This is a genomic window from Pseudoalteromonas 'SMAR' (assembly GCF_048515945.1).
Lineage (GTDB): Bacteria > Pseudomonadota > Gammaproteobacteria > Enterobacterales > Alteromonadaceae > Pseudoalteromonas.
Genome location: NZ_JBLWMW010000032.1, coordinates 12,698 through 30,954 on the forward strand (window position 1 = coordinate 12,698; position 18,257 = coordinate 30,954).

Below are 18,257 nucleotides of genomic sequence, written 5' to 3' on the forward strand. Positions count from 1 at the left end.
GGATTGGTATAAAGCTTAATATCCGGCGCTTTTATCAATCACGTGGCGCAAGGTTTGTTGTTGCTTCATGCGCTCGTAATTCATGACAATTTGATCTGTGGCAGTACTCAAACTGGTCAGTGCAGCAACGTGGGGGGTTATGGTTACTTTGGGGTGACACCACAAGGGGCTCTGTTCAGGTAACGGCTCCTCAGCAAAGACATCCAATACCGCGCCACCAAGACAGCCCTGCTCCAACGCACGCAACAGTGCCGCTTCATCGAGGTGAGCTCCTCTGGCAACATTAATGATCACGCTATGATCTGGCAGTGCGGCAAACACTTCAGCATTTAATATGCCACGAGTATCTGCTGTTAACGGCAATAGACAGACCAAGTAATCAAGATCAGACAAAAAAGCAGGCAAAGCATCGTGGCCATGGTAATGATCGACCCCAGCAACACTTTTCTCACTGCGTGACCAACCTTTGAGGGTAAATTTATTGCTTAGTAACTGTGCCGCAACTGCTTGGCCGAGCTGGCCCATGCCCATAATCCCGACACAATGCCCAGGCCTTGCTCGCTTTGGTCGCCACACTTGCTCTGATTGCTGCTGACGATACTGCTGCACGCGCAGTTTATGATTTAAAATATGACCCAAAACGTACTGCGCCATATCGTCAGCTAAATACGGGTCAACTATCCGAGCCACCTCGACATGCTGTGGCAATAGATTAATAGGGATGCCATCCACCCCAGCCCCAAACGAATGCACCACTTTTAAGTTGGGACACTTTGGCCACAGTGACGAGGGCGCATTCCACGCCAAAATAAACTCAACTTGAGTGAGCATTTGCTCATCCTGCAACGGCCACTCCAAAATGGTTTCTTGCGGTAAAGCGGCGCGCAAGGCTGCCATTAATTTGTCATTATTGCGATTGCAAACACATACCAGTAACGCCATAAAAATTCCTCAACTCACCCATGCCGGCAAAATTGCAAAGTAAATGACATAACAGTGCAACGTGTTTGTCATTAAGAGTTTCTAACCTTGCAAAAAACGCCAACAGGTGAACAAAATGATTAGTGTAGATAAAGTCATTGAAGCAAATCTTCCACAACTTGAAAACTCTCCCAAGGTAAAAGGCTTAGTTAAAAAGGGCTTGGGTTACCTTTTGCACGAACAAGAATTTGTCGCTTTTGCCGATACCTACCCCCATTTACAAGGGCTCGAATTCGTTGAACAAGTGTTAGACGAACTGGATTTTGATGCCCGCTTTAAGCCCAAACAAATCGAGCACATTCCCAGCGAGGGGCCGGTGGTGATTGTGGCGAACCACCCGATTGGTTCGCTGGATGCATTGGCGCTAATAAAAGTACTGGCGCAAGTGCGCCCCGATTTAAAAGTGGTCGCTAATCGCATGCTGATGTCAGTCACTCCAATGCACCCTTTATTATTGCCAGTTGATAACCTCTCAAGCGCCAGTAAAAAACAAGAATTAGCCAATATCCATAAGCATTTAAAAGCCGAAGGCGCGCTGTTGATTTTTCCAGCCGGTGAAGTGTCGCGATTAGGGCCCACAGGGATTAAAGATTGTAAATGGAACTCTGGCTTTTTAAGAATGGCCAAAAAAGCCAACTGCCCTATTTTGCCCATTTACATTAAAGCCAAAAATAGCCCACTGTTTTATGGCACCAGTATGATTTATAAACCTCTGGCAAGCTTGCTACTGGTAAAAGAAATGTTTAAGCAACGGCAAAAATCGCTGGAATTTGAAATCGGCGCCAGTATTCCACCGGAGTCGTACTTAATTGACAATCTTAAAGACAAAGAGATTGTGGCGCTGATCAGAAAACAGCTATACCGCCTTGCCAGTAAAAAAACTCTGCCACTAAAAACGCAGACGCCCATCGCCGTGCCCGAATGCCGCAAAGCCTTAAAAAGTGCCATCGAGCAGTGTCAGTGCATTGGTGAAACGCCAGATGGTATGCATATATATGTTTATCAATACACTGGCAGTTCGGTGATTTTTCGCGAGCTGGGCCGACTGAGAGAAATTGCTTTTCGGGCTGTCGGTGAAGGCAGCGGCCATCGCCGTGACATAGATAAGTACGATATGCATTACCATCACCTATTGCTATGGGATGCTAAACAGCTTGAGCTAGTTGGAGCTTACCGTCTGGCCAGTGCCAAACAAGTGCTCGCTGAGCACGGTCAAGCGGGGCTGTATACCGACAGTTTATTTAGCTACAGCGATGCCATGACGCCCTATTTTGAGCATGGAATAGAGTTAGGCCGCAGCTTTGTGCAACCCAAGTATTGGGGACGCAAAAGCCTCGACTACTTGTGGTATGGCATTGGCGCCTTTGTGAAACGCTATCCAGAGCACCGTTACCTGTTTGGCGCTGTAAGCCTCTCTAATGCCTTACCTGATGAAGCAAAAGCCATGTTGGTGTACCACTACCAGCACTATTTTTCTAACTTACAGGGCCTGGCCACACCAAACAATGAAATGAAGCTCAGTAAGGATCAGCTGACTCGGTTTAACCAACGTTTTCAGGGCGACGACGTAAAAGAAGACTTTGCCGAGCTGAAGCACATTCTCGCTCATATGGGTGCTCAAGTGCCGACCCTATTTAAGCAATACACTGAATTGTGTGAGGAGCAAGGTGTTAACTTTTTGAGCTTTAGTATCGACCCAGACTTTAATAACTGCATTGATGGCTTGGTGTTAGTTGACCTAACTAAGCTCAAACCGCAAAAAGCGAAGCGCTATTTAGGTGAAAACCGCTTTAATTAGCCGCTAAACCCTAGCTTGGTTGCTTGAATGCAATAAAGACCGCTACACTGCGGTCTTATTCATTGTTACATTGCTAATCTGAGGCTCTCTTACACATGCTCAAGCTTATTGGTCAAATTGCTATTATTGCCATGGTGTTTTTCGCTGTGTCCAGCTATCAGCAACGGAACATGCTGCCGGACTCAGGAGAACAAACCGCCCCCTTTTTTCATCTCCCAGTGCATAACAGTAAGCAAACCTTTTCCTCAACCCAGTTAAGAGGCCAGCAAACGGTGGTCTATTTCTTTGCCCCATGGTGCAGCGTTTGCCGTCTTAGCATGCCCAACATCGATAAGCTTTATCAACAGGGCAAAGTGAATGCCGTTGCCATCGCCTTAGACTACGACTCGACACAAGCCGTGACCGAGTTTGTTGCCGATTTAGCGCTCACCATGCCAGTCTTAATGGGTAACCGCACCACAGCCCAACACTACAAAATAAGCGGATTTCCTACTTATTACGTTATCGATGAAGAGTTAAAGATAACTCAGCGTGCCATGGGCTATTCAACAGAGCTTGGGATCCGAGCCCGGCTGTAGTTTTTGTTTGCGCTGATTTTACTTGATTTGCGCAATCAGGCTCGGCATGATCGAATCTTTAAGTTTCTATATAGAAAGGAAAGGTCATGCCTAAGGCGTGTGCGTACCACATTTTGGTGAAAACCGAAAAAGAATGTTTAGCCATCAAAGCCAAGCTTGCCAAAGGCGCTGACTTTGGCAAGCTGGCGAAGCAACACTCTACTTGTCCCTCAAAAAAACGCGGGGGGGATCTTGGCGAGTTTAACAAAGGCGATATGGTCAAGGCCTTCGACGATGTGGTGTTTAAAAAACCCCTGTTCGAGGTGCATGGTCCAGTGAAAACCAAGTTTGGCTACCATCTGATTAAAACGGTCTATCGTAGCTAACATCGCTTTTCTAGATTGTGGTCATCTTTTTAATTAGATTTACCTGATATTAAATGTCACTATACTGGCATACATTAGCTTAAAGTGATGAAAAGAGGATTGTTATGTTTACTGTAATTTTTGGCCGAGATGGCTGCCCATTTTGCGTTCGTGCTAAAGAAGTTGCTGAGCGCCTAAAGACAGAACGTGATGACTTTAATTACCGCTATGTGGATATCATTAAAGAAGGGGTGTCGAAAGCGGACCTAGAACAATCGGCTGGCAAACCTTGCCCAACCGTGCCACAAATTTTTATCGACCAAGATCACATTGGCGGTTTTACCGAGTTTGAAGCCTACGCAAAAGCCAATCTAGGCCTTTATCAGTAAATTCACAAAACTGTACAGGTTAAATTTTAACCAATATCAGGCACATATAAAATAGTGTGAATTTATGCAAGCTTTTGTTTTATCTTTCCTGTACAATTCGCGCCTCTTTAAAATAGTTGAGGCGCATTAATGTCAGAACCAGTTACGTTTGAATCTTTAGACCTTTCACCTGCAATTTTAAAAGCAGTCGAAGAGCAAGGATATAAAACACCTTCTGAGATCCAAGCTCAATGTATACCGTTATTGCTAGAAAGAAAAGACGTACTGGGACTAGCGCAGACGGGTACAGGTAAAACGGCAGCATTTGCACTGCCATTGTTAAACCAAATAGACGCATCCGTTAAACAACCACAGATCCTTGTGCTTACGCCAACGCGTGAGCTAGCTATTCAAGTTGCTGAAGCATTTCAGCAATATGCTAAATATACAAAAGGCGTTGAAGTACTGGCGCTGTATGGTGGTCAAAGCTACGGCATTCAGCTGAGTGCTCTACGCCGTGGTGCCCAAATTATTGTGGCAACACCGGGTCGTTTAATTGACCATATCAACCGCAAGACCATTGACCTTTCAGGGTTAAGTGCACTTGTACTTGATGAAGCAGATGAAATGCTACGCATGGGCTTTATCGATGATGTTGAAAGCATCATGGAAAAAACGCCTGAAGAGAAGCAAACTTGTTTGTTCTCTGCAACCATGCCTAAGCAGATCCAGTCAATCTGTAATAAATATTTAGATAACGCTGAGCAAGTTAAAATCACGCCGCGTAACTCTACCGTATCAACGATCGAGCAAGTTTACTGGCGTGCAACTGCACACAAAAACAAAGCGATCGTACGCTTCTTAGAAGCGGAAGATTACGATGGCGCTATCGTGTTTGTACGTACACGTAACGATACCGTTCAGCTTGCTGAGCTGTTAGAGCGCGAAGGCTTCTCAGCCGCACCGCTTAATGGTGACATGAACCAACAAGCACGTGAACGCACCGTTGACCGCTTGAAAAATGGTCTGCTTGATATTGTTATTGCAACCGACGTTGCAGCCCGTGGCCTTGACGTTGAACGTTTGAGCCTAGTGGTTAACTATGATATCCCACAAGACAGTGAAGCCTATGTCCACCGTATTGGCCGTACAGGTCGTGCTGGTCGTCAAGGTAAAGCGATTTTGTTTGTTAAAAACAATGAGCGCTACCTACTGAAAAATATCATGCGTCACACTCGCTCTGATATTGCTCAGGTTGAACTGCCTAGTGCGAAAATTGTAGAAGAAAAACGCATTGGCGCACTGGAAACCAAACTTGCTGCAGCATTAGAGCACAAAGACATTGAGTTCTTTAGCAAAGTAGCCGCTGGTTTAGGTGAAAAGCTCGAGCTATCTCAGGAAGATTTGGCCGCAGCACTACTTTGCCTAGCGCAGCAGCAAACACCATTAAAAGTGGAAGAAATTAAGCTGCAGCAGCGCGATCGTAAAGAGCGTGGTGAACGTCGTGAACGCGATGGCAACCGTGGCGAGCGCAAACCTCGTAGCCGTGACCGTGCTGCAGGCCCAATGGATACTTACCGTATCGAAGTGGGTCGTGACCACGGTGTGCAAGTGAAAAACATTGTTGGTGCCATTGCCAATGAGGCTGATATCTCTAGCAAGTTTATTGGTGAAATCCGCTTGTTCAATGAACACAGTACGGTACAACTACCACAAAACATGCCGGCAGATACGTTGTCACACTTTAAGAGTGTTCACATTTGTCAGCGCCCAATGAATATGTCGAAGAGCACCCACCCTGCCGATCAGGCCCGTGGCGGTGACTCTCGAGGTGGCGATTCTCGTGAGCGTAAACGCAGCTTCAAAGACCCTCGCAGTGGCGGTGACAAACGTCGCCCTGAAGGTCAAAGAAGAGAAAGACGTGAACGAAAAGAAATTAGCTTTTCGTAATTAAAGCATTCGCTTGAAAAGCATTCGCTTGAAAAGGCCGCTTCATTGAAGCGGCTTTTTTATGGCTATTCACTCAGCCTAGCGCTGCCAGTCTAACGGGTTGAAACCATAATAGTCATGCAGCAAGTTAAATAGCTCAGGATTCTCTTGTTTTAGTGCCGTAGGCTTTTCTATAAAGGTTTCGGTCACCACCGCAAAAAACTCCGCTTCGTTGGTGGCGCCATAGGAGTGGATCACGTGTGGCATATTATAAGAAAGTTGCATTTTCAGTTGTTGATAGGCCTTCGCTAACACCCGCCCCCACTCTTGATAGCTCATGCCTTTAGGCAACAAAGGAGTGCCATTGGTATTCCCGGTTTGTTGGTCAAGCTGATGGGCAAACTCATGGAATACTAAGTTATGGCCGTCTTCTGGGAGACGGTTTCCTTCTAAAACATCATGCCAGCTCAACACCAAAGTACCACCAGGCCATGACTCACCTTGCCGCACAGCTTGGTGAAAGCTGACCAAACCGGCAGCATCACGAGAAGTTTGTGGGGCATAATAACTGCTGGGGTAAAGCAGTATCTCTTTCACATTGGGATAGAGCGGCCAAGCTTGCTTCAGTACCAATAAGCAAGCATCGGCGGCAATGACCACCTGCATTGCTCTAGTCACCCTTAAGCCATCACGGCCCAGTATCTGCTTTTCCCCCAGAAACCACACCATGTGCTTTTCTAGCTGCGCTCTATCGGCATCAGTCATGTTACGATAAATAGGCATGTATTTTAGCAACACCTGCTTATCCATTGAGCTCAGAGTATGTTGCAGATATTTTCTTTGCCACCACTTGTGTTGTAGCAAGGAAAAGTTCCAGTACAAGGCAATAAATAGGATTAGGCCTAAAATAAGCACTATTTCTATCACGGCTTTAGGCCCTTATTAAGAAATACTTGTTGTATAAATTGGACCATCGACAAATATTTTCAAGCTCAAATTTGCTATCATCGCCGAAAAAGACCTTGGTGTTGTTCCTATGCAGTTACCCATTGATGCCATAAAAGATGAATTTAGCCAGACCTTAACACAGCAAGGTGCCGTGGTGGTTTGCGCCGCCACAGGGTCGGGTAAATCGACCCAGTTACCACTTTGGGCGAGCCAACAGGGTCGTGTATTGGTCATTGAGCCAAGAAGAATAGCTTGTACTTCGCTGTCTGAGTTTGTGGCTCAGCAATGTCAATCCAAGGTAGGAGAAAAGATAGGATACGCCATTCGCTTTATCACACAATACTCAGCCACCACCGACATTATCTACGCCACCCCAGGTGTGGCATTACGCTGGTTCTTTGAGGATCAACTGCAGCAGTTTGACGTCGTCATGCTCGACGAATTTCATGAGCGCCGTTGGGACATGGACTTGCTATTAGCACTGCTGAAACAACGGCATCAGCACAAACTGATTGTGACTTCGGCGACATTAAACGCGCAACGATTAGCGACGTATCTATCAGCGCCTATATTAGAATCTCAAGGCCAACTCTACCCTGTGACAGAGCAGTATCAGGCATCCGACCCGCGGGCAATGCCAAGCAAAGACCAGTTACCAGAGCGGGTTTTGTTTGCATGCCAGCAGGCATTGCCAACCTCGACTGGGGACATATTAGTGTTTTTGCCTGGTAAGGCCGAGATCCAAGCCTGTTTGTCAGCACTTAATAAGCTCGATGCACTGACCATCGGCCTGTATAGCGGCTGCAGTGCACAAGCCCAAACGCTTGCGCTAACCAAGCAACCACAACGGCGCATTATATTAGCCACCAACGTCGCTGAAACTTCGCTGACCATTCCCAATATTACCTGTGTTATCGATTCTGGTCTTGAGCGCCGTACTCATTTGCGCCTCGGCAAAACCGTACTTGGGCTCGATGCCATTGCCCGAGATTCGGCAAAGCAACGCCTAGGCCGCGCAGGCAGAACGCAATCGGGAATTTGCATTCGCTTATATGGCCAGCACGCCCCCCTTGATGCCAACACGCCTCCTGAAATCCAACGGGAGTCGCTGCTGGAATTAGTACTGGCATCTGGCTGCGCAGCCCAAGGGGTCCACTCATTGGAATTTATAGACCCCCTGCCCACTGCATCATTAGAAAAAGCGGTCTCACAGCTGCAGCACTTACAAGCAATCGATGACCAAGGTCTCGCCACAGCACTTGGCAAGCAACTTTATCCGCTGCCAATAGACTATGAATATGGCTACCTCATCAGTAACCTGCCTAGCAACACATTACGCCAAGCAGCGATAGATCTTATCTCAGTGCTCTGTGTGCCAGCTAAGGTGTATCAACTTCCTAAGGACGTCGAAGGCATTAGTGAACTTGCTAAACGGTTACCCCATGGCAGCGATATTGAGGTGGCGATTGCTGCCATCAGAGGGCAAGTGGACGACCTGCTCAGTATCGACCATGAAGCCATCAGCGAAGCCAAGCAATTTAGCCAACAATTGCGCGACGCCTTTGCCCTACTGCCATTGCAGCAAGCCGCCAGCTATGATTATCCAGCCTTAATAGTAGCAATAGCGAAGTGCATGCCGCACTGGGTTTATATTAACAAACACAACCGCCGTAATGGTTTTAATAACACCCATGTGGAAGTGTTATTGGCAAAAGAAACAAGAGTATCAGAGCAAGCCGACGCTTTATTGGTGTTGGATACCTTTGCTCTGGCTGGAAAAGGCACCAAACAAGCCAAAACCTTAGCGGTGTGCAACGCGCCTTTAAGTAAAAAACAACTATTGAAAGCCAATATTGGTGATGCGCAACTGATAAAGGCGCACATAGAAAACCATGATATTGTGGCGACTTACCAAATAAGCTACGCCGACGTACTGCTGAGTGAATACCAGCAGGCGCCCACTAACCATCACGACCTAATCACAGCACTTGTGCAGCTAATAATCGGGGGAGAGTTACTGCCTGGAGCCGCAAAGCAGCTCACTGAAACGCTTCGCTACACCGAGCTGTACAGTCAGTATCACCAGATAGCACAGTCACTACCAAGTTGTGAGGAGTTCCTTCGCCAACGCTTAACAGAGCTCGGAGTTGAGTCACTCGAAGACCTCAGTCTAATTGAAATCGATGACCTGATATTGCAACAAGTACCAAGCTGGGAGCTAAGCCCTTTTATGGAAAAGTTTCCCCTTGAGTGGTCGCTGCCTGAACTGAAAATGACAGTTAATTACCATTTTAAAGCGAAAAGAATCGAGCTTGAATACCTTAGCGGAGCACGGAAAGATGCGCCAAAAAAATGGGAGCTGCCAGCCTGGAGTGGTTTTAAAATTAGTTACAGAAAGGCCAGTAAGTTGGTTAATATCTGATAGGTATTAGGGTTAAATTTTTTCCCGAAATAGCACAGCATTTATGGGTACAGCTAAAACCTTAACATGTATAAAAAGGTGCACTAGCCTATTACAGCTATCACACCTTAATACTGAGGTTAATACTTAGCCACCAGTATGGTTACTCCAATTACGATCAACCTCTTCTAATGCCTTTTTGGCAGACTTTTGCTCTCTTTCATGGGCTTCTTTGGTGATACAGCGACGCTTTTTAAAGTTAGAGCCAATCCGAGAAACCGTTTTACAAATGTAGTTCTCATCGTTTTCTACTTCTGCCAGCTCTGACATGACTTCTGCGTCTTTTTGTTTTGCACTATCGGTCATACCACACGCTGAGAGCGTTAAAACAGAAGTACAAAGGAGGATTACTGTTGATGTTTTCATAATTAACTATCCTTACTTTCTTTTTATCATACAGTTCATTGCAATCATTATTCTCGGATTTGTTCCAAAGTATGTCAGCACTTCGTGTTCCAAATACCCCGGGAATATTACGAATTTACCTGTTTTGGGCCTAAATGTAAAACCACCATAGTCAAACATTGGTTTAAAATTAACTTGGCCTAAGTCTGCGGGGTTCGTTTGTATTTTCCGAGGATCGTAGACCTGCAGAAAACCACTTCTGGGGTATTCGTCGGTAGGAGGATCGCCTTCGTCAACATAATACACCATGGACCAACCACACTGACCGTGCTCATGTACTGTTTTAGTGCCACCAAAACGAGTTATATGGAACCATGACTCTATCTCAAACATGCACTGCTCAAGGTCTTGCCGTGACATTTTGCCCGTTTCGATTATCCACGAAGTGAGCGCCCCGTTCATATGGCGGCGAATTTGCTCAATTTCCGGATACCCTTCAACAGCTAGAATATCTCTTCGGCTGTCGAAAATATTGCCAACAGTAGTATTAATTCGAGCATCGTTTACATGCTCCTTGTCTTGCTCAAATTGTAAGAATCGTTTTGCTAGTTGATGATTTAGCTCCTCTACTCCTTCAAACTCGCCTTCTAATATGGGAGTAGCAAAGCATATTTTTGGTTTTGCATTTTTTATCATAATTATTATAAAAAAGGGCGTCATACGACGCCCTTTTCCTCTATCAGTGTAAAATCAAATAGTTATTAGAACTTGATATCATACTGTAGGTATGCGAAGCGGCCTACGTTGTTGAACGTACTTTGGCTATAGAATGGCCAGTCATTAACGCCACTTCTAACCGGCTGACGGTCAAACAAGTTACGTAGACCAAATGTCACTGTTTGTGATTCATCTAAGGTGTACGCAGTTGTTAGGTCAAGCTGGAAGTATGAAGCCACATCTACAGGACGACCGTAGTCTGCGTATGATACGTTACCGTCTTCGTCGATGTTTTTATCAACGTCGAAGTAACCCACTACGTCACATGTCTTGTTATCTGTGTCAAACTTCTCGTAGTTGTTGTAACCAGGTAAGAAGCGCATGTTCAAGTTAGTAGACCAGTCACCTGAGTCTAGGCTGATTGAACCGTTTAAGCGATAATCACGAGCAAAGACATTGTTGTCACACAGTGGTTGAACCGCTGAAGTCTGACGATTCTGCTCAAGGAAGTGCTCAACTTTAAGGTCAGCGCTTAGTGCACCGAAGCTTAAGTCTGTTGCGTAGTTAATGTTAACATTAATACCCTTAGAGTCAGCAACGTTCAAGTTCTCAAGCTGTGTTTTAACGTAACCATTGCGGTTCGAATCAGTCAATGTGCCTTCACTGTTACGAATTACTAGGTTAGTAAGGTTACCAATTGCTTCAGCATCAAGAATTTCTTGAATGCCTAGGCTACCGATTTGGTTCTCAATTTCTAGTGACCAGTAGTCAACAGTTGCTGATAGCTCTTCAGTAACATCAACAACAACACCTAGGTTGTAAGAAGTTGATGTTTCTGGTTGAAGACTTGGGTTACCACCACTCTTAGAGTTGATCTCTTGTTGACGACACTCTGGTGACGTCTCACTGCTACCGCCAGCGGCGATTGCTGCGTTACAAAGCTTAGTATCAACCGCAGTTTGAACACCTTGTGATTCAGCTAGATATAGATTGTCAAGTGACGGTGCACGGAAACCAGTACCGTATGAACCACGGATCAAGATAGCATCAGTCGGACGGTAAGACGCTTTCACTGAGTAAGTCGTTTCAGACGCACTGTCTAGACCCCAGTCAGCCGCATCGTTACGAGCCGCTAGGCTCACTTCCATGCCTTCGATAACAGGTAGAGAAAGCTCGATAAATGCTGCTTCGTTTGTGCTGAAGCCACCACCGTTAGAACCCGCACCACCGATTACATCACCATCTACAGACGCTTGGTCTGAACGGTCAAGGTAGTTTTCACGACGGTAATCGATACCTGCTGCAACGCCCACTAGGCCGCCAGGAAGTTCAAGGCTAGTTAGGCCTGAAACCACTGTTGAAGCGAACGATACTTCGTACTCAGAAGTACGGTGGATTGCAGAGTTTAGGTCATCACAGAACTGCTTCAGAGCATCTGAGCTACAGTCATTAATAACAAACGGGTTTAGTGTACCGTCTGCGAATGCAGCTTCTAGGTTACCAGCAAGTAGCTGACCACCAGCACCGACTTGACGGTTAGTTAGACGTGAGAAACCAAGGTCAAAGTCAACTGTCCAGTCGTTGTTGATGAAATAATCGAAACCAGTTACGGCTTCAAACGTTTCGTTGGTGTTGTCTTTTTGACGGTTAGGGAAGTCAAGGTAACGACGACCTACGTAGGCAAAACCATCACCTGCAGCGATTTCATCGTAGATCTGTTGACCTAGTTCTGGATTATCAGCGTATTGTGTATTAACCACAAAGTCTTCAAGGAATGGACTGTTGGTGATGTCTACAGCACCTGGCGCTGGAGCATTTGACGTTTTAGTATACGCTCTTGTGTAACGGAATTGACCATCAAACTTCAGATCGTCTGAATACTGGTGTGAAATCGACGTAAAGATTGACTGACGATCAGACGCTGGCTGCAGTTGATAAAGTGGAGCAAAGTCATACGCACAAGCAGTACCACGAACTGACTCAGCTGGACAAGTAGCCCAAGGTTGCCAACCAGATTCGCCCTCTGCAGTCGCTGTTGGAGAACCAAGGAATAGACGACCTGGCACACCCCAGTTAGAGCGACCGTCACCGCCTTCCATATCAGGGATATAAGCAGTTGAGCCTAGTTCACGGTCTTTAGCCATGATTGGGCGACGCTCAAAATAATCTAATGAGAATAATACGTTTGTGTTGTCAGAGCTAGCACCAGCCGTTAGCTGGAAGCCAATTTCTTCACCATCGTTCTCTTCTAGTGCCATGCCGTATTTGGCAGTAGCTTCAACGCCTTGGTAATCTGATTTAGTTACGATGTTGATTACACCAGCAACCGCATCTGAGCCATAAATCGCTGATGCGCCGTCAGGAAGAATATCGATACGCTCAACAGCAGCCATAGGAATTTGGTTGATATCGGTGAAAACGCCACCAGCTGAGTTTTTAGGAATACGACGGCCGTTTAAAAGCACAAGCGTGTAAACATCATCAAAGCCACGTAGACCAATGCTTGATGCACCGGCAGCTTGGCTTAAGGTTGCTGATTCGTTGAAGCCACCAGTTGCTGCGTTTTCACGTAGAAATTCTGCAACAGTAGAAACACCAGACTTTTCAATTTCAACAGCAGTGAAAACACTTACTGGTGTTGCTGTTTCAAGGTCAGTACGGCTGATGCGTGAACCTGTTACTTGAATACGCTCAACTTTCTCTGCGCCTTCTTCAGCTTCTTCTGCAAATGCTTGTGTCGACATTAAGCCAGCCGAACCAGCACCAAATGCTAGGGCTAGGCGTACAGCCTTAGTTACATTTCTGTTTAACATTGGATTATCCCTGATTAAGTTTTTTATAATAAGATTTTATTAAAAATTACATTAACAGATTGGTTTGCTACCACTTTCTTTACTGAGTGATTACAACCAACTGCTTTTAGCAATTACCCCTATACTACTTTTATTACTAACAATAGGTCAACATCCATTTGCAATATATAGCTAATTTGTTCCATGCCAAAAACAAAAAAAAACCAAAAAAAATTATAAAACATATAGTTACAGTAAACACACGAGGTAAAAAAGATACGCTTATTTCGTCTTAAAATTAACACAAAAAGACTTTGATGTGATGGCTGAGAGTGAAAGCAAAACGAAACGTATGATACGGACCACCTCGCTAATTCTGTACTCCTGTGGCATTAACTGCTGCACAAAGTTAACCTAAATCGAGCTTTTGTTGGCCCGCATAGCTATACACTAAATCAGAGGCGTTTGGGAGCATGTGATAGATTGGCAAAATTTGTCGCTCAACATACTGCTGATAGTCAATATTACTCAGCTTGCCAGGCAGGGCATACCGTGGCCCTTGGGTGGATAAATAGTAGGGTATTACAGTCCCTTTGCTCGTGCTGACTGATAAGCCTTCCTTTATGGCCAACCTCGCTGCTTTAACTTGAGGAGGAATATTTTTAGTGTAAGCATCTAAAGGTTTCCCCAGCTTCTTTCGATAAATTAAAAAATCATCCATTGCGCCGGAAAAAATCTTATCAATATACCTGTTTGTAATTTCCAGAGTATCTAAGCCGTCAAACAAGGCTCGGATCACCGCTTGCTGATATTCTTTGGCAATGTCTGTCCAGTCACTTCTTACTGACTCCATGCCCTTAAACACCAGCTCAGGGCCATTAGGTGTTTGTATTTGACCCACGTAGCGCTTTTTCGATCCCACCTCTTGGCCGCGGATAGTAGGCATAAAAAACGGACTGTAATGGGTTTCAAACTCAATTTCTAAGTGGCTTTTTAGCTGGTATTCTTGTACTAAGTGTTGCTGCCATTGACGGTTAATGGTTTGGCTAAGTTGCCGCCCTATCTGCTGACACTCATCTTGCGACAAATGCTCGGGCAAACTGACAAAGGTGGAATCGGTATCGCCATAAATCACCTCATAGCCTTTAGCTTCAATCCACTGTTTGGTCAGTTGCATAATTTGATGTCCGCGCATGGTAATCGAACTGGATAGTCGCGGATCATAAAAGCGACAGCCTTTAGAGCCTAATACCCCGTACAAGCTGTTCATAATGATTTTTATCGCCTGTGACAACATCCTATCGCCATTTTGTTTTGCCAGCTCTCGAGCCATTGACAGGGTTCGCACCAGCTCAGGAAGGTGATGATGCTCACGACTAAACATACCCTGGTTAAATCCAGCAATGGCCGTTTGCGGTGATTTCAACCCCTCAATCAAGCCCATGGGATCGATGCAAAAAGTACGAATAATCGATGGATATAGGCTTTTAAAGTCCAACACTAGGATGTTTTTATATAGACCAGGCTTGGAATCCATGACATAGCCGCCGGGGCTGTCAAAGTGAAGGCCATGCTCTGAAAGGTTGGGAGCGACGTATCCGCTGCGGTGCAATAACGGCAGATAAAGGTTAGTGAAAGCCGCCACTGAGCCGCCCATCTTTTCTAGCTCAAGCCCGGTGAGTTGTGTTCTTGCCAAGGCAAACTCAATTAAGTTGAGCTTTGCAAAAATATCGAGCACCAGCTCACAATCTCGCAGGTTATACGCCGCTAATGCCGGTTTATCATGATGAAATAAGTTGATAATGGCTTCTAAACGATCATCTTGGCTAAGTAGCTTTCCTGTTCCAAGTACTTTTTCGGCAACAAAGCTCAACTTAAAGGTTTCGTAGTGATAAGTGGCATTTTTCATCATATCAATACCATCTAGTACCACCCTGCCGGGAATAAGCACCCGAGTGTAGTTGCCTCGATACACCGACACTGCACCACCATCGCGACCTAGGCGTAAACTGAGCCCCAAGGCCTCAGCACGGTCTGCCAGCACCGCAAAATCAAATTCAATGACATTCCAGCCAATAATGACATCGGGATTCAGCTGACGGATCTCTATTTCTAACTGTTGTAGCTGCGCAATTTCATCCGCCACCCAAATCACCTCAGTGTCACACGGTTGCGGCTCGCCAATCATCAACACCCGCTTATGATCCTCACTGGCAAGGCCAATAGAAAACAGCACCCCTTCACCATTACACTCGATATCTAAAGACAGCGGCTTTAGCGGCGGCCAATAATGGTCACAGGCTTTAAACTGGGCATCTTCAATTTCAATAAAGCCATTTTTTTGCTTTGCTCGCCCTTTTACCCACGCCGCACCACGAATAAAGCGCTCCATTAAATACCGGTCACAGTGACGAATGTCTTCTTCGTATAGAGGCATATGAGCACTTAACAGCAGTTTTGCCTCGTAGTGATGCTTTATCGAAGTAAACTTGAGGATCACCATGGCACTTTGATCAAAGTGCTTTAGTTCGGTGTCTGCAACGCTGGCATTAAGCTGATGGTTAGCCAGTAATTGCTGAGCCGTTTGACTTTGCTCTGCTTTAATAAAGAATAAGGCCTGCTCACCTTCCACCCAGGCCTTCAACAACCCTTGAGAGGATTTAAGCCAATAACACAAGCGCAGCTGACCATTTACCTGCAGCTGCTGGCGAGACAAAACAAAGCCTTGATATATCGCTTGTGTCAACCTAGATACCGCCCTAAAATAGATGAGTTACTGTGATTATATCCACCTATTGATTGAATACCAATGGCAACCTAAAAGCAGCGCTAAACTGACATACTTAAATAGTCATTCAGGCTCAGGGCCGTATCGCACTGTGACGCTCAAACTTTGCACATAGAACCAACAGAGACACAACATTTTATGCTCTCAGATAAGCTGAAAAAAAATATTCGCCAAGCACATCAGAGTGTTGCTGCAGCCCTAGATGGCTTTCGTCCGCGCCCAAGTCAAAACTATTTAGTGGCTGAAATAGCCAAAACCTTATCGGGAAATTACCACCGCACTCAGCGAGTTTGTGTCATTGAGGCTGGAACGGGCACAGGAAAGTCGTTAGCCTACTTATTGGGCGCTTTACCGGTTGCTTTAGCCAGCAAAAAGAAGTTAGTGATTTCAACCGCAACCGTGGCTCTGCAAGAACAACTGATCAACAAAGAGTTGCCTTTTCTGCAGCAATACTCAGGAATTGACTTCAAGTTTGATTTAGTCAAAGGTCGGCAACGGTATATTTGTGTGCAAAAACTCATGGCGGCAATCAGCGACGATGATATGCAAATGTCGATGATGCCCACCACCAGTAGCCCACTGACGCAAATGGAACAAAAGTGCTTACGAGAGCTGGCACAGGCTTATCAAGATAAACGCTGGCAAGGTGACCGAGATAGCTGGGAAGACACCATTCCAGATAAAGTATGGAACATCATTGCCTGCGATAAGCATGCCTGTCAGCGGCAACTGAAATCTCATCACCTGTGCCCTTTTCATCTAGCCAGGCAAAAAATTGCGCAAATGGACGTGTTGGTGATCAATCATGCGTTGTTATTGGCGGACCTTGAGCTTGGTGGTGGCACCATTTTACCCGAGCCTGACGACACCTTTTACGTCATTGATGAAGCCCACCACTTACCCCATATTACCCGAGACTTTTCTTCTGCTGCGGCAACCATCAAAGGCACCATAGAGTGGCTCGAAAAGCTACTTAAGTTCAGTGGTAAAATGGCTAATACCGTAGTATCACAAAAAGCCATTGGGCAAAATTTTAAGCTCAACGATGCCGCTAATGATGCCGCTAAGCACTTAAGAGCGGTGCGCGATATATTAGACCAAGCTGACTTCAATTACAGCGACGATGACACCTACCGCTTTAGTCACGGCGAAGTCCCAGAATCACTCACCGTTAAGGCCAAAGACATTGCCGATGCTACTCAAGACGCCTTACGCTGTCTAAGCAAAATGCATGATGCCCTGTCTGGTGATGTTTCCGATGGCGATGTCCAAGCCTTCTTAGCCGATCCGCTGTTAGTTGAAAGTGGTCAGTACATCAACCGCCTTGAGCAGCTGAACAAGCTCTGGTTAAGCTATTCTAAAACCAATGAGAGCGTGCCCCATGCCCGCTGGATCAAGCGCATGGAATATAAACATCATCACGACCATTTATTGTGTGACTGCCCCATTGAAGTCGGTTATTTTTTGAAAGACAAACTGTGGCGGGAATGTGCCGGTGCCGTGCTGTGTTCGGCGACGTTAAGTGCGCTGGGTAACTTTGATCACTTTGCCCATGAAAGTGGCTTAGCAAAAGAGCCAGGGGTAAAATACATCAAAGCCGACTCACCGTTTGATTATCCTAATCAAGCCGTTTTGCACCTGCCTAAAACGGCCACCGAACCCACAGATAAAGCCTTTAGTGATTACTTAGCGCAAGCGCTACCCGACTACCTAGATAAGCAAAAAGCCAATTTAGTACTCTTTGCCTCCTACTGGCAAATGAACCACGTAGTTGAAAAGCTTAGAAATAAAAAACTCAATATTTTGGTGCAAGGGGAGCTTTCTCGGGAAGCCTTACTTACTCGTCATAAGGCCAATATAGATCTTGGCCGCGGCAGTATTTTATTTGGTACGCAAAGCCTCTCAGAAGGACTCGATTTACCAGGGCAATACTTAGAGAATCTGATCATCACTAAAATCCCTTTTGCCGTGCCCACTTCCCCCATTGAAGAAGCGCAAGCGGAGTTTGTACAAAGTAAAGGAGGTAATCCTTTTTTATCCATTACTGTACCGGATGCCGCCAAGAAATTAGTCCAAAGCTGTGGTAGACTGCTGCGCAAAGAAACCGATTCTGGCCGTATCACCATTTTAGATAGGCGATTGATAACAAAGCGTTATGGTAAAGCCATGCTTGATACTCTGCCACCTTATAGAAGGCAAATTGACTAA

At 45.7% G+C, this 18,257-nt stretch carries 13 protein-coding genes; 7 read left to right on the forward strand and 6 right to left on the reverse strand.

Annotated elements, in window-relative coordinates; genetic code table 11:
- Positions 1–15: 15 nt before the first annotated feature.
- Complete coding sequence (locus ACNKW2_RS13595) at positions 16–942, reverse strand: 2-hydroxyacid dehydrogenase (protein WP_419149051.1); 927 nt, start codon at positions 940–942, stop codon at positions 16–18.
- Between the two features lie 115 nt (positions 943–1,057).
- On the opposite strand from ACNKW2_RS13595, the gene olsF reads away from it, so the two are divergent.
- The 5 genes from olsF (at position 1,058) to ACNKW2_RS13620 (ending at position 6,019) form a co-directional block, all read left to right on the forward strand.
- Complete coding sequence (olsF, locus tag ACNKW2_RS13600; RefSeq protein WP_419149052.1) at positions 1,058–2,779, forward strand: bifunctional ornithine lipid synthase OlsF; 1,722 nt, start codon at positions 1,058–1,060, stop codon at positions 2,777–2,779.
- Positions 2,780–2,874: 95 nt separating this feature from the next.
- Complete coding sequence (locus ACNKW2_RS13605; RefSeq protein WP_419149053.1) at positions 2,875–3,357, forward strand: TlpA family protein disulfide reductase; 483 nt, start codon at positions 2,875–2,877, stop codon at positions 3,355–3,357.
- Between the two features lie 86 nt (positions 3,358–3,443).
- A complete protein-coding gene (locus ACNKW2_RS13610; RefSeq protein ID WP_419149054.1) occupies positions 3,444–3,722 on the forward strand; it encodes a peptidylprolyl isomerase in 279 nt (92 codons plus the stop codon).
- A 104-nt stretch (positions 3,723–3,826) separates the two neighbouring features.
- Positions 3,827–4,090 carry a GrxA family glutaredoxin gene (locus ACNKW2_RS13615; RefSeq protein ID WP_336567018.1) on the forward strand — a complete coding sequence of 88 codons (264 nt, stop codon included), beginning with the start codon at positions 3,827–3,829 and terminating at the stop codon, positions 4,088–4,090.
- 129 nt (positions 4,091–4,219) lie between these two features.
- On the forward strand, positions 4,220–6,019 hold the full coding sequence (locus tag ACNKW2_RS13620) for a DEAD/DEAH box helicase (RefSeq protein ID WP_419149055.1): 1,800 nt from the start codon (positions 4,220–4,222) through the stop codon (positions 6,017–6,019).
- A 78-nt stretch (positions 6,020–6,097) separates the two neighbouring features.
- Here ACNKW2_RS13620 and ACNKW2_RS13625 read toward each other — a convergent pair whose 3' ends face one another.
- Positions 6,098–6,925: a M90 family metallopeptidase gene (locus tag ACNKW2_RS13625; RefSeq protein WP_419149056.1), complete on the reverse strand. Its 828-nt coding sequence runs from the start codon at positions 6,923–6,925 to the stop codon at positions 6,098–6,100.
- Positions 6,926–7,034: 109 nt separating this feature from the next.
- Between ACNKW2_RS13625 and ACNKW2_RS13630 the strand changes: the two genes are divergently transcribed.
- Entirely contained in the window at positions 7,035–9,368 is a 2,334-nt protein-coding gene (locus tag ACNKW2_RS13630) for a DEAD/DEAH box helicase (protein ID WP_419149057.1), read from the forward strand.
- A gap of 126 nt (positions 9,369–9,494) precedes the next feature.
- Here the strand turns inward: ACNKW2_RS13630 and ACNKW2_RS13635 are convergent, their stop codons facing one another.
- The 4 genes from ACNKW2_RS13635 to ACNKW2_RS13650 form a co-directional block, all read right to left on the reverse strand.
- On the reverse strand, positions 9,495–9,773 hold the full coding sequence (locus ACNKW2_RS13635; protein WP_419149058.1) for a hypothetical protein: 279 nt from the start codon (positions 9,771–9,773) through the stop codon (positions 9,495–9,497).
- 12 nt (positions 9,774–9,785) lie between these two features.
- Complete coding sequence (locus ACNKW2_RS13640) at positions 9,786–10,472, reverse strand: putative 2OG-Fe(II) oxygenase (protein WP_419149059.1); 687 nt, start codon at positions 10,470–10,472, stop codon at positions 9,786–9,788.
- A gap of 41 nt (positions 10,473–10,513) precedes the next feature.
- Positions 10,514–13,282: a TonB-dependent receptor plug domain-containing protein gene (locus tag ACNKW2_RS13645; RefSeq protein WP_419149060.1), complete on the reverse strand. Its 2,769-nt coding sequence runs from the start codon at positions 13,280–13,282 to the stop codon at positions 10,514–10,516.
- A gap of 388 nt (positions 13,283–13,670) precedes the next feature.
- Complete coding sequence (locus ACNKW2_RS13650; protein WP_419149061.1) at positions 13,671–16,007, reverse strand: DNA polymerase II; 2,337 nt, start codon at positions 16,005–16,007, stop codon at positions 13,671–13,673.
- Between the two features lie 180 nt (positions 16,008–16,187).
- Here ACNKW2_RS13650 and dinG point away from each other — a divergent pair, with 180 nt between their 5' ends.
- Positions 16,188–18,257: an ATP-dependent DNA helicase DinG gene (gene dinG, locus ACNKW2_RS13655; RefSeq protein WP_419149063.1), complete on the forward strand. Its 2,070-nt coding sequence runs from the start codon at positions 16,188–16,190 to the stop codon at positions 18,255–18,257.

Coding starts and splice junctions, on each gene's coding strand:
- ACNKW2_RS13610 (WP_419149054.1), top strand. CDS start 3,444: ATGCCTAAGGCGTGTGCGTACCACATTTTGGTGAAAACCGAAAAAGAA.
- ACNKW2_RS13615 (WP_336567018.1), top strand. CDS start 3,827: ATGTTTACTGTAATTTTTGGCCGAGATGGCTGCCCATTTTGCGTTCGT.
- ACNKW2_RS13635 (WP_419149058.1), bottom strand. CDS start 9,773: ATGAAAACATCAACAGTAATCCTCCTTTGTACTTCTGTTTTAACGCTC.
- ACNKW2_RS13595 (WP_419149051.1), bottom strand. CDS start 942: ATGGCGTTACTGGTATGTGTTTGCAATCGCAATAATGACAAATTAATG.
- ACNKW2_RS13630 (WP_419149057.1), top strand. CDS start 7,035: ATGCAGTTACCCATTGATGCCATAAAAGATGAATTTAGCCAGACCTTA.
- ACNKW2_RS13620 (WP_419149055.1), top strand. CDS start 4,220: ATGTCAGAACCAGTTACGTTTGAATCTTTAGACCTTTCACCTGCAATT.
- ACNKW2_RS13640 (WP_419149059.1), bottom strand. CDS start 10,472: ATGACGCCCTTTTTTATAATAATTATGATAAAAAATGCAAAACCAAAA.
- dinG (WP_419149063.1), top strand. CDS start 16,188: ATGCTCTCAGATAAGCTGAAAAAAAATATTCGCCAAGCACATCAGAGT.
- ACNKW2_RS13645 (WP_419149060.1), bottom strand. CDS start 13,282: ATGTTAAACAGAAATGTAACTAAGGCTGTACGCCTAGCCCTAGCATTT.
- ACNKW2_RS13605 (WP_419149053.1), top strand. CDS start 2,875: ATGCTCAAGCTTATTGGTCAAATTGCTATTATTGCCATGGTGTTTTTC.
- olsF (WP_419149052.1), top strand. CDS start 1,058: ATGATTAGTGTAGATAAAGTCATTGAAGCAAATCTTCCACAACTTGAA.